Annotated in this window: 19 protein-coding genes and 1 pseudogene; 14 read left to right on the plus strand and 6 right to left on the minus strand. The window is 65.1% G+C overall.

Annotated features, from left to right (window positions below):
- Position 1 precedes the first annotated feature (1 nt).
- Both VC212_RS04275 and VC212_RS04280 read right to left on the minus strand, forming a co-directional pair.
- Positions 2-2,134: a methyl-accepting chemotaxis protein gene (locus VC212_RS04275; RefSeq protein WP_323514567.1), complete on the minus strand. Its 2,133-nt coding sequence runs from the start codon at positions 2,132-2,134 to the stop codon at positions 2-4.
- 359 nt (positions 2,135-2,493) lie between these two features.
- A complete protein-coding gene (locus tag VC212_RS04280) occupies positions 2,494-3,969 on the minus strand; it encodes a cellulase family glycosylhydrolase (RefSeq protein WP_323514368.1) in 1,476 nt (491 codons plus the stop codon).
- A gap of 211 nt (positions 3,970-4,180) precedes the next feature.
- Here VC212_RS04280 and VC212_RS04285 point away from each other — a divergent pair, with 211 nt between their 5' ends.
- The 8 genes from VC212_RS04285 (at position 4,181) to hemC (ending at position 15,071) form a co-directional block, all read left to right on the plus strand.
- Positions 4,181-5,668, plus strand: a complete 1,488-nt coding sequence (locus VC212_RS04285; protein ID WP_323514367.1) for a SulP family inorganic anion transporter — start codon at positions 4,181-4,183, stop codon at positions 5,666-5,668.
- A 246-nt stretch (positions 5,669-5,914) separates the two neighbouring features.
- Entirely contained in the window at positions 5,915-6,895 is a 981-nt protein-coding gene (locus tag VC212_RS04290; RefSeq protein WP_323514366.1) for a GGDEF domain-containing protein, read from the plus strand.
- A gap of 151 nt (positions 6,896-7,046) precedes the next feature.
- Positions 7,047-8,696 (plus strand): M28 family metallopeptidase, encoded by a 1,650-nt coding sequence (locus VC212_RS04295; RefSeq protein ID WP_323514364.1) that lies wholly within the window; start codon positions 7,047-7,049, stop codon positions 8,694-8,696.
- Between the two features lie 748 nt (positions 8,697-9,444).
- A complete protein-coding gene (gene mdoH / locus VC212_RS04300) occupies positions 9,445-11,382 on the plus strand; it encodes a glucans biosynthesis glucosyltransferase MdoH (RefSeq protein WP_055850522.1) in 1,938 nt (645 codons plus the stop codon).
- 250 nt (positions 11,383-11,632) lie between these two features.
- Complete coding sequence (locus VC212_RS04305; protein WP_115561203.1) at positions 11,633-12,301, plus strand: alpha/beta hydrolase; 669 nt, start codon at positions 11,633-11,635, stop codon at positions 12,299-12,301.
- A 4-nt stretch (positions 12,302-12,305) separates the two neighbouring features.
- Positions 12,306-13,358, plus strand: coding sequence for a histidine kinase (locus tag VC212_RS04310; protein WP_323514363.1), 1,053 nt, complete (start codon positions 12,306-12,308; stop codon positions 13,356-13,358).
- A gap of 30 nt (positions 13,359-13,388) precedes the next feature.
- Complete coding sequence (locus VC212_RS04315) at positions 13,389-14,126, plus strand: LytTR family DNA-binding domain-containing protein (RefSeq protein WP_161961577.1); 738 nt, start codon at positions 13,389-13,391, stop codon at positions 14,124-14,126.
- 30 nt (positions 14,127-14,156) lie between these two features.
- Positions 14,157-15,071 carry a hydroxymethylbilane synthase gene (gene hemC / locus VC212_RS04320; protein WP_323514362.1) on the plus strand — a complete coding sequence of 305 codons (915 nt, stop codon included), beginning with the start codon at positions 14,157-14,159 and terminating at the stop codon, positions 15,069-15,071.
- A 415-nt stretch (positions 15,072-15,486) separates the two neighbouring features.
- Here the strand turns inward: hemC and VC212_RS04325 are convergent, their stop codons facing one another.
- Complete coding sequence (locus VC212_RS04325; RefSeq protein WP_055850532.1) at positions 15,487-16,287, minus strand: DUF481 domain-containing protein; 801 nt, start codon at positions 16,285-16,287, stop codon at positions 15,487-15,489.
- Positions 16,288-16,564: 277 nt separating this feature from the next.
- On the opposite strand from VC212_RS04325, the gene VC212_RS04330 reads away from it, so the two are divergent.
- Positions 16,565-17,530: a YafY family protein gene (locus VC212_RS04330; RefSeq protein ID WP_104617524.1), complete on the plus strand. Its 966-nt coding sequence runs from the start codon at positions 16,565-16,567 to the stop codon at positions 17,528-17,530.
- Between the two features lie 408 nt (positions 17,531-17,938).
- Here VC212_RS04330 and VC212_RS04335 read toward each other — a convergent pair whose 3' ends face one another.
- Complete coding sequence (locus VC212_RS04335) at positions 17,939-18,304, minus strand: ankyrin repeat domain-containing protein (RefSeq protein ID WP_323514361.1); 366 nt, start codon at positions 18,302-18,304, stop codon at positions 17,939-17,941.
- 5 nt (positions 18,305-18,309) lie between these two features.
- A complete protein-coding gene (locus VC212_RS04340; protein ID WP_115552877.1) occupies positions 18,310-18,879 on the minus strand; it encodes a lipocalin family protein in 570 nt (189 codons plus the stop codon).
- A gap of 361 nt (positions 18,880-19,240) precedes the next feature.
- Here VC212_RS04340 and VC212_RS04345 point away from each other — a divergent pair, with 361 nt between their 5' ends.
- The 4 genes and pseudogenes from VC212_RS04345 to VC212_RS04360 all read left to right on the plus strand — a co-directional run.
- Entirely contained in the window at positions 19,241-19,552 is a 312-nt protein-coding gene (locus tag VC212_RS04345) for a hypothetical protein (RefSeq protein WP_115552878.1), read from the plus strand.
- A gap of 69 nt (positions 19,553-19,621) precedes the next feature.
- A complete protein-coding gene (locus VC212_RS04350) occupies positions 19,622-21,715 on the plus strand; it encodes a prolyl oligopeptidase family serine peptidase (protein WP_115552879.1) in 2,094 nt (697 codons plus the stop codon).
- Between the two features lie 130 nt (positions 21,716-21,845).
- Positions 21,846-22,313 (plus strand): hypothetical protein, encoded by a 468-nt coding sequence (locus tag VC212_RS04355; RefSeq protein WP_238691740.1) that lies wholly within the window; start codon positions 21,846-21,848, stop codon positions 22,311-22,313.
- 136 nt (positions 22,314-22,449) lie between these two features.
- Positions 22,450-22,725: pseudogene (locus tag VC212_RS04360) on the plus strand (AAA family ATPase); the annotation flags it as partial.
- 304 nt (positions 22,726-23,029) lie between these two features.
- Here VC212_RS04360 and VC212_RS04365 read toward each other — a convergent pair.
- A complete protein-coding gene (locus VC212_RS04365; protein ID WP_115552881.1) occupies positions 23,030-24,214 on the minus strand; it encodes a pyridoxal phosphate-dependent aminotransferase in 1,185 nt (394 codons plus the stop codon).
- 109 nt (positions 24,215-24,323) lie between these two features.
- Here VC212_RS04365 and VC212_RS04370 point away from each other — a divergent pair, with 109 nt between their 5' ends.
- Entirely contained in the window at positions 24,324-26,435 is a 2,112-nt protein-coding gene (locus VC212_RS04370) for a S9 family peptidase (protein ID WP_323514359.1), read from the plus strand.
- The last annotated feature ends 184 nt before the right edge of the window (positions 26,436-26,619 follow it).

Consider the following 26,619-nt stretch of genomic DNA (forward strand, 5'->3'; position numbering starts at 1 on the left):
GCTACGCCGCTTGCCCGACGCCGTGGCGCTGCATCGACGCAGGCTGCGCCGGTGCCAGTTGGAACACGGCCACCGCGCGCGTCAGGTCCGCTGCCTGATCTTCCAGGCTGCGCGCCGCCGCAGTGGCTTCTTCCACCAGCGCTGCGTTCTGCTGGGTCATCTCATCCAGCTGCATCACCGTGGTGCTGACCTGTTCGATCCCGGCGCTCTGCTCGGTGCTGGCGGCGGTGATCTCGGCCATGATCTCGGTCACGCGCTTCACCGAACTGACCACCTCGGTCATGGTGCTGCCGGCCTGCTGCACCAGCGCCGAGCCTTGCTCCACCTTTTCCACCGAGTCGGAAATCAGCTGTTTGATTTCCTTGGCCGCACCGGCCGAGCGCTGCGCCAAGGCACGGACCTCGGTTGCGACCACCGCAAAGCCGCGGCCTTGTTCGCCGGCGCGCGCCGCTTCCACCGCCGCATTCAAGGCCAGGATATTGGTCTGGAAGGCGATGCCATCGATGACGCCAATGATGTCGGAAATGCGTGCCGACGATTGCGTGATCGCCTGCATGGTGGTGACCACTTGCTGCACCACGCGGCCGCCGCTTTCGGCGACATCGCCGGTGCCCTTGACCAGTTGATTGGCCTGGCGCGCGTTGTCTGCATTCTGGCGCACGGTAGAGGTCAATTCTTCCATCGATGCTGCGGTTTCTTCCAGGTTTGCGGCCTGATGTTCGGTGCGCGTGGACAGGTCGGTGTTGCCGCTGGCGATTTCGCCGGCCGCGGTATTGATCATCTCGGCCGAATGTTGGATGCCTTGCACGATGCTGGTGAGCTGGATCGCGGTGCGGTTGGCGGCATCGGCCAAGCGGCCAAAGGCACCTTCGTAATGCGATTCCACCCGCTGCGACAGATCGCCGTCGGCAATGGCGGCCATGATGCGGCCCACATCGTCCAGACCGGCATCGGCCTGCTGCATCAGACGGTTCAAGGCCTGCACCATTTCCGCAAACGCAAACTGATAGCGCGACTGCTCGCCGCGTGCGGAAAAATCGCCACGCGCGGCGGCGTCGGCCAGACGTGCGATGTCGCTGTTGATCGCCGACAGATTGCTCTTCACCGTATCCAGCGCTTCGTGCAATGCCGCGCGCTGGCCGGGCAGGCGGCGCATGTCGCGGCGCAGATCGCCACGGCCGTATTCGCTCATCACATCCATCGCCTCGTTGATGGCGTCCAGATGTTCGAACACCACCGTGTTCACGCCATGCGCCAGGCTGCCGTAGTCGCCGGGGAAATCCTCCGGGATGCGGTGCGCGATGTTCTCGCCCTGCTGCAGGCGGATCATGGTCTGCATCTCGCCGTTGAAGCGCTGCAGCTGGTTCTGCATCTGCTGCATGCTGTGCATCAACTGCCCGGTTTCATCGCGCGATTCCACCCGGATGTCGTTGTCGAAGCGGCCGGAGGCAATCGCCTCGGCGGTGCGTGAAGCGGCACGCAACGGTGCGGCCATCGCCGAGGCGATCAACCAGCACAGGCCGATCACCATCGCCACCAGGGCGCCGCCGATCAAGGTCAGCGTCCGCGTAAAGCCCCACGCCTGCACCTGGATGTCTTCGGCGTACACGCCCATCACCAGCACCCAGTTCCAGGCCGGAAATGTCTTGGCATAGCTGATCTTGGGCAGTTGTTCTTTCTTGCCCGGCTTGGGCGCGTCGTAATAGCTGAAGCCATCGCCGCTGTCGATGGCGGTCTTGATGTCGCGATACACATACTGCCCTGCATCGCTCTTGTAATCGGACATGTCGGTGCCGACCGGGCGCTTGGGATGCATCAGGATGCGCATCTGCGGGTCGACGATGAAAAAGTAATCCACGCCATCGTTGGTGCGCATGTCGGCCAGCGTCGTGCGTGCCGCTTCTTTTGCCTGATCTGCGGTCAGCTCGCCGGCTTTGACCTTGTCGGCGTAATGCTGCATCACGGTGAGGCCCATCTCGACCTCGGTCCTGACGCTGAGTTTGCGCGCCTCGACCAGATCCAGATATTGCAGGCGCGCCGCGGCAACGGCCAGTAGGATCACGCCCACCGTCAACAGTGTGCACAACAGGACGAACTTGCGGGTCAGCGGGAGATTGGCAACATGGCGACGCAACAGGGAGACAACGGGCATGGCAACAGCATCCAGAACGCGCCGCGCAGGGCGCTATGTCATGGATAACGGCTGATTCACATGCGGGTTGAATACTGATTGCGGCAGCGTCTGCTTATAAAAACCGCAGCGCCCATGCAACGTAGGAGCGCACCTGGGCGCGATGCGGCGTTACCGATAAGGCCTCATCGCGCCCAGGTGCGCTCCTACCAAAGGCCTGCTGTCTTTAGACAGATCGCAGGCACCACATGTCGATCAACTTGCTTGGTCGACATGTCGCGGCGTATCGCAATCTCCTGAACATCCAGGCGGACCGTCGCGCGATACGACGGCGGCCACGCAACGCGCGGCCGCCTTTCACATCAGCTTGCTGCGCAGAAGCCGAACTCGGCCGTTGCACCGGCGGCCAGCGTGCGGTTGAAATCCACACCGCTTGCGCGCAGGGTGCTGCCGCTCTGCGACCACACCACATTCCAGGCGTTGTTGACCGTGCCGGTCACCGGCACCGTCACCGACCAGGTGCCGCTGCCGGTACCGGTGTTGGTGACCTGCACGCGGTTGCACGCGCCGCCGCTCCAGCTGCTGTCCACGATGACCTTGGTGCTGAAGGTGCCAGTGCCAGTGCCCGGGGTCGGCGTGGGCGTAGGAGTCGGAGTGGGTGTCGGAGTGGGTGTCGGAGTGGGCGTGGGCGTTGGGGTTGGTGTAGGCGTCGGCGTGGTGCTGCCCACGGTGCCCCACAACGTGCGCAGCAGCGTCATCTTGTCCTGGCGCACCGTGGTCCAGTCGTCGCGCAGGATGCCGCCGGTATCGCCGCTGTTGGGGTTCCACGACCAGTAGAAGCCTTCGTTGATGCCCTTGCTGCGCAGGTACTTCACCAGCGCGTCCTGCCACACCTTGTCGCGCGCATCGCCTTCGCCGTACTTGCCGCCGAACTCGCCCAGCAGCAGCGCGTACTTGCCGGCAAACTGGCCGAAATGACGGTCCCAGATGGCCGGCATGTTGTTGGGGAAGTTGCTGTCGTTGAAGTACGACTGCACATAGACGTCCGGGCCGTACACATGCGGTGCCAGCAGCAGACGGTTGGCCGGAATGTTCAACGGGGTGCAGGCCAGCGGCTGCAGGTTGCCGCCCCAGTAGATGCCGCCGTTGGTCGAGCACACCGGGTTATCGGTGATGCCTTCCACCGCGATGATCCACTTCGGCGCCACTGCCAGCACGGCGGCCGAACCGCGCTCGGCGGCCTTGTTCCAGTCGGTAGCGGCGTTGCCGGTGCCCCAGGTGGCGGCGCCATGCGGCTCGTTCTTCAGATCCAGTCCGAGCACGTACGGCACGTTCTTGTAGCGGTTGGCCACAAAGCGCAGATCGGCCAGCCACTGCGCTTCGGTGTAGGAGCCGGTGTACCAGAGCTCGGAAATGCCGGCGCAATCGGGGGTGTGGTGATCCAGCAGCACGTACATGCCGCGCGCGTTGAATTCGTTGATCACCTTGTCGAGGATCTGCAGCGAGGTCAGGCCCTGCAGGTCGGCGTTGCGGCTGTAATCGATGCTGGTCGGCATGGTGTCGCTGCGCAGCGTGGCCGGGCAGAACGGCAGGCGCACGGCATTGAAGCCCAGGCCTTGCATCTGATTGATCATCTCTTTCCAGTTGCGCGCCCACAGGCCATGCATGACATGGTTGCCGGTTTCGAAGCCAAACACGTTGACGCCCTTGAGCTGCACCACCTTGCCGCTGTCGTCGACAACCCGGTTGTTGCTGATGGAATAGCTGAACGCCGGGGCGGCGGCCAAGGCCAGCGCGGTGGCCAGTGCGAGCGTACTTGCGGTCCTGAAAATGGACATGGTGATCTCCCTAGATAACCGAACTCGACACCCGAGCGCGGTGAGGGGGGCATCTTGGTCTGCGTCCGCGTCGCGCGGCGTGATCGCAGCCACAGAAAGGCGCATTGGCGCACAGATCACAGGTGGGCTGCGGGCGCGGTCGCTTTCCCGCACACTATCGTCGCTGCGCACTGTCCGCAGGCTGTCCTTTTTGTCCCCGGAGTGTCCCCCAATGTCTTTCCTGCGTGCCGAACTGGCGCAATGGCGCGCTTCACCTGCGCGCGAACTGATGGCCGGTGCGGTCGCAACATTTGCCCTGATTCCCGAAGTGATTGCGTTCGCCTTCGTGGCGGGCGTCGACCCGCAAGTCGGCCTGTTCGCGTCCTTCGTTATCGGTATCGTGATTGCATTTTGCGGTGGACGCCCGGCGATGATTTCTGCCGCGGCCGGATCGGTAGCGCTGGTGGCCGCACCGCTGGTGGCGGCACACGGGCTGCCGTATCTGTTGGCGGCCGGGCTGCTGGCCGGAGCGGTGCAAATCCTGTTCGGGCTGCTGCGCTTAGGCGTGCTGATGCGTTTTGTCAGCAGCTCGGTGCGCACCGGGTTTGTCAATGCGCTGGCGGTGCTGATCTTCGCCGCACAGCTGCCGCATCTGCTGGGCGCCAACCTCACCAGCTGGGTGATGCTCGGTGTTGGCCTGGCGATCATCTACGGGCTGCCGCGCTTGCGCGTGCCCGGCCTGTCGGCGATTCCCTCGCCGCTGTTGTGCATCCTGCTGCTGACCATCGCCGGCAGCGCCCTGCACCTGCCGCTGAAGACCGTGGCCGATCTGGGCAAGCTGCCCAATGCGCTGCCCTTCCTGCAATGGCCGGCCGTGCCGATGACGTTGGAAACCCTGCGCATCATCGCGTTGCCGGCGTTGGCCATCGCCATGGTGGGTCTGCTCGAATCGATGATGACCGCGCGGGTGGTCGACGAACTCACCGATACCCCCAGCAACAAGAACCGCGAGTGCACCGGGCTGGGCATCGCCAATACGGCCGCCAGCCTGTTCGGCGGCATTGCCGGCTGCGGCATGATCGGCCAGACCGTTGGCAACGTGAAGTACGGCGGCCGTGGCCGGCTGTCGACGTTGTTCGCCGGCGTGTTTCTGCTGATCCTGATGGTGTTGCTCAAGCCGTGGGTATCGCAGGTGCCGGTGGTGGCATTGGTGGCGATCATGGTGATGGTGTCGGCCGAGACCTTCGACTGGCGTTCGCTGCGCACCGTGGTCACCCATCCGCGTACCTCCAGCGTGGTGATGTTGGCTACCGTGGCGGTGACCCTGGCTACCCACAATCTGGCTGCCGGCGTAGCGGTGGGCGTGGTGCTGAGCGGGGTGTTCTTTACCTTCAAGGTGGCCGGGCTGCTGCAGATCGCGCACAGCGATGGCGCAGATGGCGTGCGCACCTACAACGTGCGCGGGCAGGTGTTCTTCGCCTCGGCCGATGTGTTCATCGACGCCTTCGACGCGCGCGAGGTGCCTGGCCGCGGCGTGGTGATCGACGTGAGCCGCGCGCATTTCTGGGACATCACCGCCGTGGCGGCGTTGGACAAGGTGGTGCAGCGGCTGCGGCATCACGACCTGGACGTACAGGTCAAGGGCCTGAATGCCGGCAGCCGCCGGCTGATGCAACGGCATGCGCTGGGCGAAGACGCGCTGGAATCCGCGCTGCCCTGAGCATTCCAGGGCAGCCGCCCCCAGCGGTGTCGCGGGCGGGCGTGTCCGCTGCCAGGCGGCGGCTGGCCGCGCGCTGAGCCTTGGCGGCCGCCGACCTCAAGTTTGCGGGTGGGGCGCCGATGAACCGGCATCCTGATTGCCGGTCGTTGTCGTGAAGCCTGCGCATTGCCACTCCAGTTGTCCGCCAGCCCGCCGTGTCCGGCAAGGCGGGCCTGCGTCTGCATCTGCGTACCGGCCGAGCCGCCAATGAGCGCCACGCCGTTGCTGGAACGGATGGTGGACATGACCGCCATCCGCGATGCCGATCTGCTCGATCTGAGCCTGTTGCGCACCATGCGCGAGCTCTGCACCGCCGAAGAGCTGTCGCTGCTGCGCATCGCCCCGGATGGCCGCACCATGGCCGAAACCCGCCTGCACGACGACGGCCGCTTGTCGTTGACGGTGGCTGAGCTCAAGGATGCGCAGATGCGCGCCCAGCTGGTCGACGTGCATGGCCCCGGCGATGTGGTGCACCTGCACCAGGATGGCCAGGCGCTATTGGTCTATCCGATGATGGAAGCGCGCGGTATCCGCACCTGCCTGCGGGTGGGCGGTGCACGCGCGCCCGGTGCCGCCGAACAGGCGATGCTGCAGGGCTTTGCACGCTTCTTCCAGAATTACCGCAGCCTGCTCGACGATGCGCAGCGCGACGCGTTGACCGGCCTGCGCAATCGCAAGACCTTCGACGATGTGATCCTGCGGCTGTTCGCAGGCGGGGCAGAGACGCCGGCAAACGAAAGCGTCTGGCTGGGCATCGTGGATATCGATCATTTCAAGCGTGTCAACGACACGTTCGGTCATCTGTATGGCGACGAAGTGCTGTTGCTGGTCGCGCAATTGATGCAGCGCGCGTTCCGTCAGGACGATCTGCTGTTCCGCTTCGGCGGCGAAGAATTCGTGATCGTGCTGCGTGGCGTGGAGCGCGATGTTGCGATCAGCCTGTTCGAGCGGTTTCGTCTTGCCGTTGCCGAGCATGTGTTCCCGCAGGTCGGGCAGGTCACGCTCAGCACCGGCATCGTGGAGCTGACGCACGGCCGCTTGATCAGCCAGCAGCTGGACGAAGCGGACAAGGCGCTGTATTGGGCCAAGCAGCACGGCCGCAATCGCGCCGTGGTGTACGCCGAGCTGATCGCCAGCGGGCAATTGCTGCAGACCATGCAACAGACCGGCAGCGTGGACCTGTTTTAAGCGCGCGCATCGCCCTCGTCCTACCGCGTGTCGACGTGCCGACAGCCGGTCCGGCGCAGCGCGGCCATCGCAGGCGCCAATCCCGCGGCATGCCGCCGCTTGCACGCGCGGGTGGCTACACTCCAGGGCTGTCTGATATCTGGGGTATGCAATGAAGCGACTTGCCGTGGGACTTTTGGCAATGGCGGTCTCGACCGCAGTGATGGCGCAGGCGCCGACGTTCGATGGCGCGCGCATCTCGCGCGACGTCAAGGAGCTGGCCTCCGATGCCTACGAAGGCCGCGGCCCGGCCACTGCCGGCGAAGAAAAAACCATCGCCTACCTGAGCAAGCAATTTGCCGACGCGGGCCTGCAGCCTGGCGGCGATCTCAAAGATGGCAAGCGCCTGTGGACCCAGGCGGTGCCGTTGCGCCGCGCCGATATCGTCGGTGCACCGACGCTTGCGCTGGCCAATGCCGGCAAGCCGCAGGCGCTGACGCAAGGCAAGGAGATCGCTATCCGCGCTGCGCTGGATGGTTCGTCCAAGGTCGACATCGCCAACGCGCCGCTGGTGTTCGTCGGCTATGGCGTCAAGGCGCCGGAGCGCGATTGGGACGACTTCAAGGGCGTGGATCTGAAGGGCAAGATCGCGGTGGTACTGATCAACGACCCCGACTTCGAAACCGGCAAGGGCGCCTTCGATGGCGCCGGCATGACCTATTACGGCCGCTGGACCTACAAGTACGAAGAGGGCGCACGGCAGGGCGCGCTGGGTGTGCTGGTGGTGCACGAAACCGCGCCGGCCTCCTATGGCTGGGACACCGTAGCCAGCTCCAATACCAACACCATGTTCGACGTGGTGCGCGACAACCCGCGCGCCGCGCATCCCACCGTGGAAGGCTGGATCCAGCGCGATCTGGCCGCCGCGATGTTCAAGCGCGCCGGGCTGGATTTCGATGCGTTGAAGAAGCAGGCGCAGACCCGCGGCTTCAAGCCGGTCGAGCTCAAGGGCCAGGGCCTGAGCGCCAGCTACCAGGTCAAGTCCGACGTGATCACCTCGCACAACGTGGTGGCACGCCTGGAAGGCAGCAAACGTCCCGACGAGACGCTGATCTACAGCGCGCATTGGGACCATATCGGCGTGGGCAAGCCGGACGCGCGTGGCGACACCATCTTCAACGGCGCGCTGGATAACGCCAGCGGCACCGCGGCGTTGCTGGAACTGGCGCGCGGTTTTGCCAGCGGACCCAAGCCGGAGCGCTCGGTGGTGTTTCTGGCCGTCACTGCCGAAGAAAAGGGCTTGCTGGGCTCGGAGTTCTACGCCTCCAAACCGTTGTATCCGCTGGACACCACGGTGGCGGTGATCAACATGGACGGCATGAACCCGTTCGTGCCTTCGCGCGATTTCGGCATCTACGGTACCGCAAAACTCGAGTTGCTCGATCAGCTCAAGACCGTGGCGGCGCAATCCAAGCTGCGCTACACGCCCGACCCCAAGCCGCAGGCGGGCTATTTCTTCCGCTCCGATCATTTCTCCTTCGCCAAGCGTGGTGTGCCGGCGCTGTCGTATGCGGCCGGGCAGGATTGGGAAGTGGGCGGCATTGCCGCAGGCAAGGCGGCATCGGACGACTACACCGCCAAGCGCTATCACCAGCAAGGCGATGAGTGGAAGCCGGATTGGACCTTCGCCGGTGCCGCGCGCGATCTGGGCCTGCTGTACACGCTGGGCCAGCAGTTGGCCGATTCGCGCCAGTGGCCGAACTGGAGCAGCGACTCGGAATTCCGCGCCACCCGTGATGCCAGCGAGACCGCGCGCAAGTAAGCCATGTTGACGGGGCGGGGCAGGAGCGTGCGACCAAGCATCGCCGCTCCCATCCTTGCCGCAGTCGTCTTTCACGCGGCACGCAGAAGACCGCGCTGCGGTGAATTTGTCGCACGCGATACCTGGCGTGGGGCAGGCCGCAGCGCAGCGCGAGATTGGATACGCAGCATCGTCGCAGCGCACTGCGCGTCATGGCTCCAGCGCAAGCCGTAAGAGCGGCCGAACAACCGCCGCGCCGGTGCCATACAGCTCAAAGCGAGATCGCGCCACGCGGCATGATCTGCGCAGCACGTCACTTCGATAGTCCGCTTCATCGCGTTTCCGGCACGCCCGACATCCTGCAACCGGTTGCACTGCTGTGTGCCACGGATGGCACAACGCTTGCATCGATAGCGGTCATTGCGTGATTTGCAGGCCGTGACAGCACGCGCCCCAGGCTGCAATCTGTTGGGGTTGCGTTCGGTCGTTACCGCGTAGTCTGCCGCGCGGTCTTCGTCGGGAGGGGCGAAGACTGCACGATGGCCTTCGTTTCCTTTAACGGTCGATTCTTTAGGATGAGCCGCGACGTTGCGTCGCCGCCAGGAGAGTTTGTGCATCGGAGTGGTTTCATAGCTGCCAATACCGCGACCTGGTCGCACGCCGCCGGGCACCTTGCCCGTGCGACGCGCTTTGTACGCTCGCTACGCGTGGCGGGGATGGATCTCCCGCTGCAGACCGCACTGTCGCACGCGTGCGACAGGCAGCCTTGATGGACGGCACCGTGACCCTTCCCCCTGCACCAACTGCAATCCCCCCCTTATCCGCCCTCGACGCCGGCCAGCCCACGCTGCCACCGGAAGCGCCGTTGGCGATGCCCGAACAGAGCCTGCGCGAAGGCAGCCTGCAGGTGCGCCATCAGCGCACCTCGCCGGTCGGCATCGGCGTGCGCCGTTTCTATTTGATCGGCGGCACCTTCGTCACTACCTCCATCGCGGTGTGGGTGATGCTCAGCGTGCTGTGGCCCGACGGCGTCAGCGTGCTGGAAGGCTGCCTGCTTGGCCTGTTCGTGTTGCTGTTCGCATGGATCGCGATGTCCTTCGCCAGCGCCGTGGCTGGTTTCATCACCGTGGTGGCGCGTGCCGGGCGCAAGCTCGGCATCGACCCCGAGCAACCGCTGCCCACGCTGCGCTCGCGTACCGCGTTGTTGATGCCAACCTACAACGAAGACCCGCGCCGCCTGCTGGCCGGCCTGCAGGCGATCTACGAATCGGTGGCCGAAACCGGCCAGCTGGAGCACTTCGACTTCTTCGTGCTCAGCGACACCACCCGCGATCACATCGGGCGTGCCGAAGAACTGGTCTACAACGAGCTGTGCGACCGCGTCGACGGACATGGCCGCATCTTCTACCGCCGCCGCGCCGACAATGCCGCGCGCAAGGCCGGCAATGTGGCCGACTGGGTGCGCCGCTTCGGCGGCAGCTACCCGCAGATGCTGATCCTGGACGCCGATAGCGTCATGACCGGCGACACCATCGTGCGGCTGGTCGCCGGCATGGAAAACAACCCGGACGTGGGCCTGATCCAGACCCTGCCGGCCGTGGTCAACGGGCAGACGCTGTTTGCGCGCATGCAGCAGTTCGGCGGCCGTGTGTATGGGCCGATCATCGCCTTCGGCGTGGCCTGGTGGCATGGCGCCGAAAGCAATTACTGGGGCCATAACGCCATCATCCGCACCCAGGCGTTTGCCGATCACGCCGGCCTGCCGTCGTTGCGCGGGCGCAAGCCGTTCGGCGGGCACGTGCTCAGCCACGACTTTGTGGAAGCGGCGCTGATGCGACGCGGCGGCTGGGCCATGCACATGGTGCCGTACCTGCAGGGCAGCTACGAAGAAGGCCCGCCCACGCTCACCGACCTGTTGATCCGCGACCGCCGCTGGTGCCAGGGCAACCTGCAGCACGCCAAAGTGGTGAGCGCCAAGGGCCTGCACTGGATCAGCCGCATGCACATGCTGATCGGCATCGGCCATTACTTCACCGCGCCGATGTGGGGCCTGCTGATGCTGATCGGCATCGGGATTCCGCTGGCCGGCGGCGGCATCGACCTGGCCGGCGACCTGCCGTTCTCGCCTGCGCGCTACTGGCACGGCAGCAGCCAGGGCAATGCGATCTGGATCTTCATCTGCACCATGTTCGTGCTGCTCGCGCCCAAGCTGCTCGGCTACATCGCACTGCTGCTCAACCCACGCGAGATGAAGGCCTGCGGCGGCGCCATTCGCGCGCTGCTGAGCATCCTGCTGGAAACTGTGCTGGCCGCGCTGATGGCGCCGGTGGTGATGTACCTGCAGTCGCGCGGCGTGTTCGAAGTGCTGGCCGGCAAGGACTCCGGTTGGGATGCGCAGGTGCGCGACGACGGCAAGCTGTCGTGGCCGGCGCTGTTGCGCAGCTACGGCGGGCTGACTGTGTTCGGCTTGTTCATGGGAGCGGTGGCGTACACCGTCTCGCCGTCGCTGGCGGCCTGGATGGGGCCGGTGATCGTGGGCATGGCGGTGTCGATCCCGGTGGTGGCGCTGACCTCGCTGCGTCGCAGCGGTCTGGCGCTGCGACGTGCCGGCATCTTCTGCATCCCCGAAGAGCTCGACCCGCCCAAGGTGCTGGTGCGTGCGTCCGAACTGCGCCGCGCCGCCGCGCTGGAACCTTCGCTGATCTGAGCGGCTGGGCCTGCTGGCCCGATTGGACCCAGCGTGCTGCGCCGCTGCGCGCCGGCCACGCTGTGTCGCCGTTACCGGTGCTACACCGGCAGCGTCTGCATTGCCGAAGGGCGCGGCCCGCGCGCAGCACATGGCCACTGCGCGACGGCAAATCGCCGCACGCGCTCCGGGTGACCGGCGCGTTCGAGCCCACGTGATCGGGGCAGGGCCGGTGCGCAAGGCATAATGCCCGGCCCCCAAGCGGAGCTGGATGATGCTGGAAGTGATCGAACGCGAGACCGGACCCAACCCGCAGTGGACCGTGCTGTGGTTGCATGGCCTGGGCGCCGATGGCAGCGACTTCGCGCCGATGGTGCCGGAACTGGTGCGCCCGCAGTGGCCGGCGCTGCGCTTCGTGTTCCCGCATGCGCCGATCCGCCCGATCACCATCAACAACGGCGTGCGCATGCGCGGCTGGTACGACATCGTCGGCATGGATTTCGCCAGCCGTGCCGACAAGGTCGGCATCGCCGAATCGGTCGCCCAGGTCGAAGCCCTGATCGCCCATGAGCAGGCGCGCGGCACGCCGCCCGAGCGCATCCTGCTGGCCGGCTTCTCGCAAGGCGGAGCGGTGACATTGGCCGTGGGCCTGCAGCGCAGCGTGCCGCTGGCCGGGTTGATCGCGCTGTCGACCTACCTGCCGGACCCGGCGGCGGCCGCCAGCCAGTTGCAGCCGGCCGCCATCCGCCAACCGGTGTTCATGGCGCATGGCAGCGCCGACCCGGTGGTGCCGTTCGCCGCCGGCCAGGCCAGCATGCAGGCCCTGCGCACGCTCGGCTTCGCCCTGGAATGGCAGACCTACCCGATGGGCCATCAGGTCTGTCTGGAAGAAATCGAAGCGCTGCGCAACTGGATGCAGGCGCGCTTCACCGCCGCCTGAGCCCATGGCCACCAGCGCCCCGCAGATCACCTGGATGCCGGACCTGTGCCGGCTACCGCGATTGGGCGCCATGCTGGGCTTGGCCGAGCTGGTGGTGCTGGTGGTGACCCTGGTGCCCGATGCCGGCGCCGCGCGCAGCCTCACCTTGTCGCGCTTCGTCTCGGCCAGCGGCCTGGCGCTGTGGCTGGCGCTGGCGGTCACCGTGTTGCTGTGCGTGCTGCGGCCGGGGCTGTCGCGGTTGCCGCCCAAGCTGGGTGGGCTGGCCGCGCTGCTGATCGCCGCGCTGGTGGCGATGCTGGGCGCCGGCATCGTGCACGCGCTGTATGCCGTGCTGGAGCAGGCGCCGCTTGGCCCATTGGTCGGCTTCTGGCGCTTCACCCTGGGCAGTGCGGCCACGGTGGTGCTGATCACCGCGCTGGCGCTGCGCTATTTCTACGTCAGCGACCGCTGGGAAGCGCAGGTGCAGGCCAACGCGCGTGCCGAGGCCGATGCCTTGCAGGCACGCATCCGCCCGCACTTTCTCTTCAACAGCATGAATCTGATTGCCAGCCTGCTGCGGCGCGACCCGGTGGTGGCCGAGCAGGCGGTGCTGGATCTGTCGGATCTGTTTCGCGCCGCGCTCGGCGCCGGCGAAGGCCTCTCCACCCTGCGTGCCGAATGCGAGCTGGCCGAGCGCTATCTGGCCATCGAGTCCTTGCGCCTGGGCGAGCGCCTGCAGGTGCGCTGGCACCGGCAGGAGCCGTTGCCGTGGGAGCTGCCGATGCCGCGCCTGGTGCTGCAGCCGCTGGTCGAAAACGCGGTGCTGCACGGGGTCTCGCGGATGCCCGAGGGCGGCACGCTGTATCTGTCGCTGCGTCAGCGCGGCAGCCAGTTGCAGATCCGCATCGTCAACCCGGCTCCGCAACCCGGAACCCAGTTGCCGCTGCTTGCCGGCGCCGGGCATGCGCAAGCCAGCATCTCGCACCGGCTGGCGTTTCAGTTCGGTGCCGGAGCACGGATGGCGGCCAGCTGGGCTGAAGGCTACTATGCCTGCGAGATCACATTGCCGCTGCCGTGACGGGGAGTTACTGCAGCGAGGGGGATGTCCATGACGGCCACGCAAGTGCGGGTGCTGATCGCTGATGACGAGCCACTGGCGCGCGAGCGCCTGCGCATGCTGCTGGGCGAGCATCCGCAGGTCGAGGTGATCGGCGAGGCCGAAAACGGCCAGCAGGTGCTGCAGCAGTGCGAACACCTGCACCCGGATCTGGTGTTGCTGGATATCGCCATGCCCGGCGTCGACGGCCTGGAAACCGCGCGGCTGCTACGCCAGAGCCAGCCGCCACCGGCGGTGGTGTTCTGCACCGCCTACGACCAGCATGCCTTGTCCGCCTTCGACGCCGCCGCGCTGGATTACCTGATGAAACCGGTGCGCCCGGAACGCCTGGCCTCCGCCTTGGAAAAAGTGGCCACGTTCCTGGCCGGGCGCGCACCCGGCGCCGCACCGCGGCCATTGCGCACCCATCTGTGCGCGCGCCTGCGTGGCAGTCTGCGGCTGATCGCCATCGGCGATATCCGCTATCTGCAGGCCGAAGAGAAGTACGTCATCGTCCACCACACCCGTGGCGAGGACTTGATCGAAGAGTCGCTGAAATCGCTGGAAGACGAATTCGCCGACCGCCTGGTGCGCATCCATCGCAATTGCCTGGTCGCCCGCGACGAGCTGGTGGAGCTGCGCCGTAGCGGCGATGGCCAGGTGCACGCCGTGCTGCGCAACGTGCCGCAGACCCTGGAAGTGAGCCGGCGTTGCGTGGCCAGCCTGCGCGATCAACTGCGTCATGTATGAGTTACCGGTCCGGTCCGCGATAATGGCCGGATGACCACGCTCCGCATCGCTACCCGTAAGAGCCCGCTCGCCCTTTGGCAGAGCGAACACGTCGCCGCCGTGCTGCGCCAGCACCATCCCGGCCTGGAGGTCGTGCTGGTGCCGATGAGCACTCGCGGCGACGAAGTGCTGGACCGCTCGCTGGCGGCAATCGGCGGCAAAGGCCTGTTTCTGAAGGAACTGGAGCTGGCCATGCTGCGCGGCGAGGCCGATTGCGCGGTGCATTCGCTCAAGGACGTGCCGATGGAACTGGACGATCCGTTCGTGCTGCCGGCGATCCTGGGCCGCGGCGACCCGGCCGATGCGCTGGTGTCCAATCTCTACGCCAGCCTGCAGGCGCTGCCGCTGGGCGCGCGGGTGGGCACCTCGTCGTTGCGGCGTCAGGCGCAGTTGCGTGCCGCGCGCCCGGATCTGGAGCTGATCGACCTGCGCGGCAACGTCAACACGCGTCTGGCCAAACTCGACAACGGCGGCTACGACGCCATCGTGCTGGCCTGCGCCGGCCTGCAGCGGCTGGGTTTTGACGCGCGCATCAGTGCGCGGCTGGACGCGCCGGAGTGGTTGCCGGCACCGGCACAGGGCGCGGTAGCAGTGGAATGCCGTGGCGACGATGCGCGCATCCACGCGTTGCTGGCCGTGCTGGATGCGCCCGCCACCCGCGTCTGCGTGGAAGCCGAGCGGGCGATGAATCGCGCGCTGCACGGCAGCTGCCACGTACCGGTGGCCGCGTTCGCCACCTGGGAAGGCGAGAGCCTGTACCTGCAGGGCATGGTCGGCAGCGCCAGCGATGGCCGCCTGATCCATGCCGATGCGCACGGCAGCCCCGACGACACCGAAGAATTAGGTCGCCGCGTTGCACAAGGGTTGTTCGACAAGGGCGCCGCACAGCTATTGGCCGAGCTGTAACGCCGATCCGCCGCCGCATCGTAGGAGCGGCCCAGGCCGCGAGGGCGTTACCGAGGAAGCCCCGTCGCGGCCAGGTCCGCTCCTACGAGAGCGCAGTTGCGTAGTCGCCAGCAGCCGCCACTCACTGTAGGAGCGGCCCAGGCCGCGAGGGCATTACCGGGAAAGCCCTGTCGCGGCCAGGTCCGCTCCTACGAGAGCGCAATTGCGTAATCGCCGGCAGCCGCCACTCACTGTAGGAGCGGCCCAGGCCGCGAGGGCGTTACCGAGGAAGCCCCGTCGCGGCCAGGTCCGCTCCTATGAGGGCCCAATTGCGTAATCGCCAGCAGCCGCTGCATCGTAGGAGCGGCCTAGGCCGCGAGGGCATTACCGATAACCCGCCCCCGCTACCAATCCCGCCCCACAACCGCCCAATCGCTTACTTGAACGTGTAAACCAGGTTTACCGTGGTCAGCGTGTCGGTCTTCTTGTCGCCGTCGCTGACATCGCTGTTGTGACGCATCTGCCATGCGGCCTTCAACGCGAAGTGCGAGTTCATGCTCACCTGCACGCCAAAATCGTTCTGCGCGTAGGTGTTGTACTCGCCCGATTCCACCAGCAGCGTGTTGATCAGATCGGTGTTGTCGGTGACGGTGTACTTGAGGTCGAACAGGCCGCGCCCGATCAGGCCGGTCTCGTTGCGGTCTTCGTCGCTGTTATGCGCGCGGCGGATACCCGGGCCGACCTGCGCGTCCAGATAGAACCGGTCGGCGTTGATCAGACGCGTGCCGTAACCGATACCGAAGGTGGCCAGCCGATCGTAGGTGGCGAAGTCGTCGTGCTCGTAGCGGCCGGTGGCGGTGAGCTGGCGGTGCTCGCCCAACTGCAACGCGCTGCCGGCGCTGCCGGTGTAACGCTCGGCGGTGGTCTGGCGCTCGCGTTCGGTACTGCCGTCGTCGTTGGTATTGGTGTACTCCGAGCTCGAACGCAGCGCGGTGGCATCCAGGCTGTGGATCCAGTCGCCATCGGTGTAGCGCAGGCGCACGCGACCATTGAGGCTATCGGTGGTGCTGTTGCCATGGGCAGCAGCATAGCCCAGCTCGCCGCTACTGCCGCCCCAAGGGGAGGGCATCAGCGCAGCTGCAGGGTCCACTGGCGTCGGTGCAACTGCCTGGGCCCAGACGGCAGGCGTGATCAATAACAACGGCAGCAGGGCAGACAACGGGGCACGGCGGGACATGGGCAGCTCGCTTGAGGGCAGGGCGGGAGGGTGAAAGCGATTTCATGATAACGGACTGTGCGGCACGTCATAACCAAGTGAATGCCGCGCTTCATTGGCGGTTCCGGCGCTGGCCCCGGGGGGTGTGCTGTCGCGTCCGGTCGCGGGCACCGCGCAGGCCTGGCGCGCGGCGTCTTCGCAACCAGCGCAACCCGACCAACGCGGACGGGCCTTGTTCTGCACGGGAGTGCATAGCGACGCTCACCCCGCGGCACGAAGAACCGGACATAATCGGGGCATGGACCGCTATGAACGTATCAACTCCCTGCATCGCCTGCTCAAGTCGGCGCGCTACCCGGTCACGGTGGCGCGGCTGCAGGATGAGCTGAGCTGCTCCCGCGCCACCGTGTATCGCGACCTGGCGTTTCTGCGCGACGCGCTGATGGCGCCGGTGGAAGGCGACGGCGAATCGGGCTTTCGCTATCTGTCCGGCGAAAGCGATCGCTTCGAGCTGCCCGGCCTGTGGCTGAGTTCGGAAGAACTGCATGCCCTGCTGGCGTCCCAGCAATTGCTCGCGCGTACCGGCGGCGGGGTGTTGTCCTCGATGCTGGCGCCGTTGCAGCAGCGCATCGAAGGGCTGCTGGCGGCGCAGGCCGGCGTCTCGCAATGGCCGGTGGACCGGGTGCGGGTGATCCCCCATCGCGGCCGCAAGCTGGACGAAGCCAGCTTCCGCACCGTGGCCTCCGGTGTGCTGGAGCGCAAGCAACTGAGCTTCGATTACCGCGCGCGTTCTACCGACGAGTCGACCAAGCGCACCGTGTCCCCGCAGCGCATCACCCATTACCGCGACAACTGGTACCTGGATGCCTGGGACCATGGCCGCGATGGCGTGCGCAGCTTTGCGGTGGACCGCATCAATCATGCGCGCCTGCTCGATACCGCCCCGCGCGATGTGCCCGACAGCGAGCTGGATGAGCAACTGGCCGCCAGCTACGGCATTTTTTCGGGCGCGCCCAAGGGCTGGGCGACCATCGTGTTCAGCGCCAAGGCCGCGCGCTGGGTGGCCGACGAACACTGGCATTCCAAGCAGCAGGGCCGCTTTCTGCCCGACGGCCGCTACGAACTCAAATTGCCATACAGCAATTCGCGCGAGCTACTGATGGACGTGCTGCATTATGGCTCGGATGCGGAAATCGTCGAACCCGTCTCGCTGCGCGAGCAGACCAAGGCACTGCTGTCGCTGGCGCTGAGCAATTACGACTGAGCGTGGCCGACCGTTGGGCCGTTGTGCGTGGGGATGCGGTCCATCACGCCCAACACTTGAATTAAGCCGACCTGCGAAGCGGGTTCGGCTTGAATGAATTGTTAGGCCGACGGTCCGTGAGAAACAAACTGCAAAGGCTCATTTTGCAAGGACCATTCTGTCAGGTAGACGCGTCCGAATGGTGGGGAAAGCAGCATGACGCCTGGCTCCTCGACACCAATGCTCTCCATCTCGGCGGTCGTGAGGACGACTAGCACAACGGTGCCTGGAGTCTGACCATGCTCCAGCAGAACCGAGTCTCCGACTTGGATTGGCGATCCGTCAGCATAAGTGAGCACTGAGTCTTTCCATCGGGCCTAACGCCTGAATTAAGCCGCGTGCCGCAGGCGCGTCGGTTTGAATGAATTGTTAGAGCCCATGCTTCACCAGATAGGCCGCTAATTGATTGTTGCCGCCTACTTGTGCGTATTCGCTCGGCAGCTGCCCATGGTCGTTGCGCAAAGGCTCTGCACCCAATGAGATTAGTAGTGCCGCTGCCTCTTGGTGATCTTGAGCGACAGCCTCCATGAGCGGAGTGAACCCATGCTCGCCACGCTGATTGATGCGAGCGCCTGCACTCACAAGCAATTGAATGGCTTCGCAGTCGCCCCAAACGGCCGCAACGTGCAACGGATAGTTGTTGAACAGGCCGCGTGTGTTTGCGTCGCCGACTTCAATCTCTGCGAAGTCGGCGACGTTTTCGATCCCTCGAAGCAATTGCGGCAATGTTTTCATGGGCTCTAACGCTTATTCGGCACCTCAAAACCCAGACGATCCACCTGCTCGCGCAGCTGCGGCACGCGCTTGATTTTGTCGGTGTAGATGGAATAGTCGTCGCGCATCTTATCGACCAGCGTGCGGTACTGCTCGCGGCTCATGTCCGGCTTGCGCGAGAAGATCCAGGCCAGGTCGCGGCCGGGGTAGGAAATCAGCATCCAGGAGCCATCCGGTGCGATTTCCAGGATGCGCTGCTTGGCCGGGATCACCTTGTAGAACCACACTCGCCAGTCGCGGTTGCCGCTTTCCGCATCCACCGACGCGCGCGCGCTCACTTCCTTTTCCGGCTCGCCGAAACCATCGCGATACAGATAGCGCACCGTCACCTTGCCGTCTTCGTCCAGGGTGTACTCGTCGCGGCTGGTGACGTGCCCGCGCTCGACCGGATTGGGCATGCGCGCAATCACGTACCAGGTGCCCATGATCTTTGACAGATCGATCGCCGGCTCGGCGGTGGATGTGTCCTTGGCGTGTGCCACAGGCAGGCCAAGGACGAGCAGAAAAGCGAGGGCGATCGTAACGGTCAGGCGCATCGCAACATCACAAAGGGGCAGTAGGAGCAGCACACTACCGCATGCAGGGGGCAAGTTCGCGTCAACGGCCCGGTCTGGCGTCGGCGACAGCGTCATCGGCAGGAGATCGTTGCTGGTCGGAGCGCGACGGACGTTGGTCTGGCGCGGCCGGTGCGGCGCAAGGCGGTATTGCAGAGGGTTGAACGCCGGCGCGGCTCACTCCCAGCCCTCGCTCCCCAATCCTCAATCCCCACCCCAAAGCACATCCCGCAGCGCCGGACCCCGCACGGCTCAACCTTTCGCCGGCCAGGTCGCAATCGGTGAGATGGACACAGGCAATTCTGCCGGCCTGTCCTGATTCCTTCTGCCACGGAGTGCCGCCATGTCGCATCGTTCTTCCTCTCGTTCCGAACGTCCCGATCCGCGTGTGCTGCGCCCGGTGCGGCAGATCGCCCTGGCTGGCCTTGCCCTGGTGCTGGTGTGGCCGGCGGCGCGTGGGCACAGCGAGTGGATCGGCTGGCTGCCGCTGTGGCTGGTAGGCATGCCGATGCTGGCCTGGTGGAGCTTGCACCGCTTCGCGCTGCCCACGCTGACCCGACCGGGCTCGCGGCCGGCCTTGCCGCGTCGGCGCGGTCCGCAGGCGCAGCGTCGGCGTGTCGCTTCGCGGACAGCGACACCGGCGCGGGCGGCCTGACCTTCGGCAGGGGAGGCCGGGCAAGGGGCTGTGGTAGGTTTTCCGGCATTGGTTTTTCCGGAAAAATACATGCCCAAGTTCGCCTCGATCTGCCTGGTTGCCGGCCTGATCACCGCTGGCGCCGTCTCTGCAGAGGAAACCGCCGTGTCCAACGACCCCCACGCCTGGCTGGAAGATGTCACCGGCGCCAAGCCGCTGGACTGGGTCAAGGCCCAGAACGCCAAGACCGAAGCCCGCCTGGCCACCACGCCGGCCTTCAAGCAGATGGAAACCAGCATCCGCGAGGTGCTGGACTCGGACGCCAAGATTCCCGGCGTGCAGAAGATCGGCGAGTTCTATTACAACTTCTGGAAGGACAAGCAGCACGAGCGCGGCCTGTGGCGGCGCACCACGCTGGACGAGTACCGCAAGGCCTCGCCCAAGTGGGAGACGGTGCTGGACCTGGATGCGCTCAACAAGGCCGAGGGCGAGAACTGGGTCTGGCACGGCGCCGACTGCCTGCGCCCGGATTACCAGCGCTGCCTGATCGCGCTGTCGCGCGGCGGCGCCGATGCCGACGTCACCCGCGAGTTCGATCTGGCCGGCAAGCAGTGGGTCAAGGACGGCTTCTTCCGTCCCGAATCCAAGGGCGGGCTGGGCTGGATCGACCAGGACACCGTCTACGTCTTCACCGATTTCGGTGCCGGCAGCATGACCAGCTCCGGCTACCCGCGCATTGCCAAGCAGTGGAAGCGCGGCACCCCGCTCAGCGCCGCTGCGGTGGTCTACGAAGGCAAGCCGACCGATATGTACATCGCGGCCATGCACGATGACACCCCCGGGTTCGAGCGCGATTTCGTCAGCCGTACGCTGGCCTTCTACAACGACGAGCTGTATCTCAAGGGCGCCGACGGCAAGCTGGTCAAGGTGGATGTGCCCAACTCGGCCAGCAAGTCGGTCAAGCGGCAGTGGCTGACGCTGGAATTGCGCGAGCCGTGGACGGTGGGTGGCAAGACCTACACCGCCGGCTCGCTGCTGGCCACGCGTTTTGACGATTTCATGGCCGGCAAGCGCAGCTTCGATGTGCTGTTCGAGCCCACCGACACCACCTCGCTGGCCGGCGTGGCATGGACCAAGTCGCACCTGGTGTTGAACGTGCTGGAAGACGTCAAGAACCGGCTCAGCGTCATCACCCCAGCGCAAGACGGTTGGAAAAAGAGTGCGTTTGTCGGTGCGCCTGCATTCGGCACGGTCGATGTCAGCGCCGTGGACAGCGACGACAGCGACGCACTTTGGCTGACCGTCACCGATTACCTGACGCCCACCACACTGGCCTGGGTCGAGGTAGGCAGCGCTCCGCAGCCGCTCAAGACCATGCCGGCGTTTTTCGATGCCGACAAGGACAGCATCGAGCAGCACTTTGTCACCAGCAAAGACGGCACCCGCGTGCCGTATTTCCTGGTGCGTCCCAAGAACCTCAAGCTCGATGGCAGCGCGCCGACGCTGCTGTATGGCTACGGCGGGTTTGAAATCTCGATGACGCCGAACTATTCCGGCGCGTTGGGCCGCGCCTGGTTGGACAAGGGCGGCGTCTACGTGGTGGCCAACATCCGCGGCGGTGGCGAATACGGCCCGCGCTGGCACCAGGCCGCGCTCAAGCAGAACCGCCACAAGGCCTACGAAGACATGGCCGCAGTGGCCAAGGATCTGGTCGCGCGCAAGATCACCTCCACCAAGCACCTGGGTGTGCAGGGCGGCAGTAACGGCGGTTTGATGACCGGCAACATGCTCACCCAGTACCCGGAGCTGTTCGGTGCGGTGGTGGTGCAGGTGCCGCTGCTGGACATGAAGCGCTATAGCCATCTGTTGGCGGGCGCCTCGTGGATGGCCGAATACGGCAACCCGGATACCGACGACTGGAAATTCATCCAGACCTTCTCGCCGTACCACCTGTTCGACCCGAAGAAGACCTACCCGCCGGTGATCTTCCTGACCTCTACACGCGACGACCGCGTGCACCCGGGCCACGCACGCAAGATGGCGGCCAAGATGATCGAGGCCGGCAAGGACGTGACCTACTACGAGAACATCGAAGGCGGCCACGGCGGCGCGGCCAATAACGCGCAGGCAGCGCATATGTCGGCACTGGCGTATAGCTTCCTGTGGGAGCGGTTGGCCGACTGATCGGTTGGCACAGCCTGCATGATGCGCAGCGCGACACGAGGCCGCCGGCACGATGCAGCGGCCTCGTGGCGTTTGCGATCAAACGAAAGTAAACGTGGACAATGCGGAGTCGTGATCGATGTTGGGCGTGATGATGACTTTGGCGGTCGGCGCGTGCGCAGTCGAGAATGCACGCTACGTGCTGCGCGACGATGCCGACGTGCAAGCCAACTTTCTGGCGGTTGCCAGCGGTCCGCACTGGCCGGCGCAGGTGGCCTTGCGGCTACATTCGTCGCGCACCGGAGGGGAAGCCTGGTTTTTGCCCTGGAGCGGCGGCAGCGATGACAGCCAGCACCTGGCGTCCACCACCGATGTGACCGTGCCGGGTTGGCAGCCTCCCGATCCCGACGGTGGGCCGCGCCCTTTGGGCGATGTGGGCTACATCGGCACCGATGCGACCTACCGTGTCCTGAGTGAGATTCCCCGCGCCGGCATGCCGGCGCCTGCGCATTTCCTGTTGCCCGACTTACGTGAAGCGCTGTGGTACCGAGCGGCGCCAAGCCAGCGGCAAGCGATTGCACGGCAGTTCTTCGATCTGGACAGCTGCGCTACGCAGTGAGACGGTGCAGCACGTTCGTGCCAAGTCTTCGCCGCTGCGATTGGCCGCGAGCGCTATCAGGAGGGGCGAAATGAAGCTGGACGATCTGGGTCCGCGAATCTGCATTCTCGGACCGTCCAACAGCGGTAAATCGACCTTGGCGCAGGCGATTGCGCGCAAGTGCGGGTGCACATGCGTGCATCTGGATCAGCTGCATCATTTCCCAAACACTGCCTGGCTACCTCGTCCCAGGCAGGACTTTTTCGCGCTTCACGATGCGGCCATTGCCACAGAGCAGTGGGTAATGGATGGCAATTACCTGGGGTGCCTGTCGCAGCGTTTGGCGCGTGCAACGGGCGTTGTTCTATTGGACATCCCGATGACGACCAGCCTGGTGCGCTATCTGCGCCGAACCTGGTTCGAGCAGCACCGTTGCGGCGGCCTGGATGGCGCCAAGGAGCAGGTGAGGTGGGAGATGCTGCGCCACATCGCGGCTGTCGAGCGCAGAAAACGCAAAGACCTCGCGAGGGTGTTCGAGCGCAGCAGCTTGCCGAAGATCGCACTGCTGACGGTGCCGGCAATCGATCAGTTCTATCGCTTTGAAAATTTGAGCCGGCAAGGTCTGCGCGAGTGATAGTGGTTCTCAGCGTAGCGTCTTACAAGGAGGCGATTGACCGAGAGGTCGCGCTCACAACGCTTCCTGGATTGCAGTGCTCTTGGCGTCATGCAAGATGCGTCTACAGACTACGTAACCCACGCGCAATACGCTCCACTGCCTGTTCCAGCCGCGGCAGGCTTTGGGTGTAGGCGATGCGCACGTGTTGATTGGCGCGGTGGAAACCGAAGTCGATGCCGGGGGTAAAGGCGACGTGCTCGGTTTCCAGGAAATGCGCGCAGAACGCCTGCGCGTTATCCGAAAACGCGCTGATATCGGCGTAAAGATAGAACGCGCCTTGCGGTTCGACGGCGATGTCGAAGCCAAGCTGGCGTAGCGCGGGCAGCAGATAATCGCGACGTTGCTGGAACTCGGCGCGACGCGCTTCGAAGATGGCGATGCTCTCTGGCGTGAAACATGCAAGCGCCGCGTGCTGCGCGATGGTCGAGGCGCTGATGTAGAGATTTTGCGCGAGTTTTTCCAGCTCGGGCACCGCGTCGGGCGGGGCGATCAGCCAGCCCAGGCGCCAGCCGGTCATGCCGAAGTACTTGGAAAAACTGTTCAAGACGAACGCGCTGTCGTCGACTTCCAGCACGCTATGCGCGTCCAGGCCATAGGTCAGGCCGTGGTAGATCTCGTCCACCACCAGATGCCCGCCGCGCGCACGCAGGGTCTGCGATAACGCAGTCAGTTGCGCGCGCGACAGCACGCTGCCGGTGGGGTTGGCCGGCGACGCCACCAAGGCGCCGACGCTGTCGGCGTTCCAGCACGCGTCCACCAGTGCCGGGGTCAGTTGATAGTCGGTATCCGGCCCGACCGGCACCAGCTGTGCGGCACCTTCGACCAGGCGCAGGAAGTGCCGGTTGCACGGATACCCCGGGTCAGCCAGCAGCCAGTGTTTGCCCGGGTCCACCAGCAGGCTGCTGGCCAACAGCAGCGCGCCCGAGCCGCCCGGCGTGACCAGGATCCGCTCCGGGTCGACGCTGCGGCCATAGCGTTGCGCGTAAAACCCGGCAATCGCCTCGCGCAGTGCGGGCAGCCCGCGTGCGGCGGTGTAGCGGGTATGGCCGGCGGCCAATGCGGCCTGCCCGGCGGCCACGATCGGCGCGGCAGTGGTGAAATCGGGCTCGCCGATTTCCAGGTGGATCACATCGTGACCGGCCTGTTCGAGCGCGTTGGCGCGGGCCAGCAGCGACATCACATGGAACGGCGCGATGTCCTGGCTGCGGCGGCTGTAGCCCGACGCGGGCGAAAGCAAGGAGTCCATTACGAAGATGATAGACCAGCATGACCTAGGACACATGACGCATGGCGGCGGGCTCTTCCACACTCGGTGGCTGGGATGGCATTGCGTTCATCCAACGGACCCCAATCTGATGAAGCCTGTCCTGACCTTGTTGATCGCCAGCCTGATGACCACATCCGCACCTTCTTTTGCCGCTCCCCCGTCGCCGCCAGACGTCGCCAAGCACCCGCATGTGGTCAAGACGCCGTTTGGCGCCACCCGCAACGACGACTACTACTGGTTGCGCGACGACAAGCGCGAAGACAAGGCGATGCTGGCCTATCTCAACGCCGAGAACGCCTACACCGACCAGGTGATGGCGCCGCTCAAGCCGTTGGAAGACACGCTTTACACCGAGATCGTCGGGCGCATCAAGCAGGACGATGCCAGCGTGCCGTATCGCAAACGCGGCTATTGGTATTACACCCGCTTCGAAGCCGGCAAGGATTACCCGATCCAGGCACGTCGCAAGGGCAGCATGGAGGCGCCGGAAGAGATCCTGCTGGACGTCAACCAGATGGCGCAGGACAAGGGTTACTTCAACGTGGGCAAGGCGGAGGTCAGTCAGGACAACCGCATTCTTGCCTGGGCCGACGATGCCGTCGGCCGCCGTCAATACACGATCCGCTTCAAGAATCTGGACACTGGCGAGATCTATCCGGACACCGTGGAGGGCGTCTCCCCGAGCGTGGTCTGGGCCGACGACAACAAGACGGTGTTCTACATCGAAAACGACCCGGAAACGCTGCTCACCGTGCGCGTCAAAAAGCATGTCCTGGGTACTGCGTCCAAGGACGACGTGCTGGTCTACGAAGAGAAGGACGACAGCTTCTACATGGGCATGGGGCGTACCCGCGATGACAAGTACATCGTCATCGGCGTGGAAAGCACGGTGTCGTCGGAGACGCGGTATGCGCTGGCCGCCAAGCCGGACAGCTTCAAGCTGCTGGCCAAGCGCGAGCGCGACGTGGAGTATAGCGTGGAACATTTCGATGGGCGTTGGGTGATCCGTACCAATGCCGATGGCGCCGAGAACTTCAAGCTTGTGACCGCGCCCACCGATGCCACCACGCGCAAGCAGTGGACCGACTGGGTGGCGCACGACGACAACGTCTACATCGAAAACTTCGAGATGTTCGATGGATTCACTGCCATCGAAGAGCGCTCCGGCGGGCTGGAGCGCGTGCGCCTGCTCAAGCGCGATGGCAGCCACGAGTACGTCAAGGCCGACGAGCCGGCGTATTCGATGGGCTTGTCGACCAACCCCGAACCGGATACCGCCTGGCTACGCTATAGCTACACCTCGCTGACCACACCGGCCACCACCTACGAACTCAACACCCAGACCGGCGAGCGCAAGTTGCTCAAGCAGCAGCCGGTGATCGGTTACGAGGCGAGCAAGTATGTGACCGAACGTGTCTGGGTCACGGCCCGCGACGGCGTCAAGGTGCCGGTGTCGTTGGTTTACAAGAAAGGCTTCAAGAAAGACGGCACTGCCGCGTTGTTCCAGTACGCGTACGGCAGCTACGGCATGTCGATGGACCCGGCCTTCAATCTGTCGGCGATCAGCCTGATGGACCGTGGCGTGGTGTACGCCATCGCGCACATCCGCGGCGGCCAGGAACTGGGTCGCAAGTGGTACGACGACGGCAAGCTGCTGCACAAGAAAAACACCTTCAACGATTTCGTCGACGTCACCCGTGGGCTGGTCGCGCAGGGCTACGCCGCGAAAGACCGTGTGGCGGCGTCCGGCGGCAGCGCAGGTGGCTTGTTGATGGGTGCGGTGGCCAACATGGCGCCGCAGGACTATCGCGTGCTGGTGGCGCAGGTGCCATTCGTCGATGTGGTCACCACCATGCTGGACGCCAGCATTCCGTTGACCACCAACGAATACGACGAGTGGGGCAACCCGGAAACCAAGGATTACTACGACTACATGCTGTCGTATTCGCCGTACGACAACGTGCGCAAGCAGGCCTACCCGGCGATGTTCGTCGGCACCGGTCTGTGGGATTCGCAGGTGCAGTATTGGGAGCCGGCCAAGTGGGTGGCCAAGCTGCGCGATGACAACACCGGCAAGGCCCCGATCGTGTTCCGTACCAACATGGAAGCCGGGCATGGCGGCAAGTCCGGCCGTTTCCGCCGTTACCGCGAGCTGGCGGAGTCGTACGCGTTTGTGCTGGATCAGCTGGGTGTCAAGTAGCTGAGGGGCGGGGATTGGGGAGTCGGGAGTTGGGATTCGGCAAAGCGGATGGCTGAGGGTTTGGTGGTTGGTGCAGTGCGTTGGGGTGGGGCGGTTGGTTTCCATTCTCCGTCCTGTCCTTCTGCCTTCTGACCTTTTGTCTTCGCTTTCCGTCTTCCGCCGTTGCTTCCGCTTGGGTTCGTTG

This window comes from Xanthomonas sp. WHRI 8932A (assembly GCF_035012785.1).
Lineage (GTDB): Bacteria > Pseudomonadota > Gammaproteobacteria > Xanthomonadales > Xanthomonadaceae > Xanthomonas.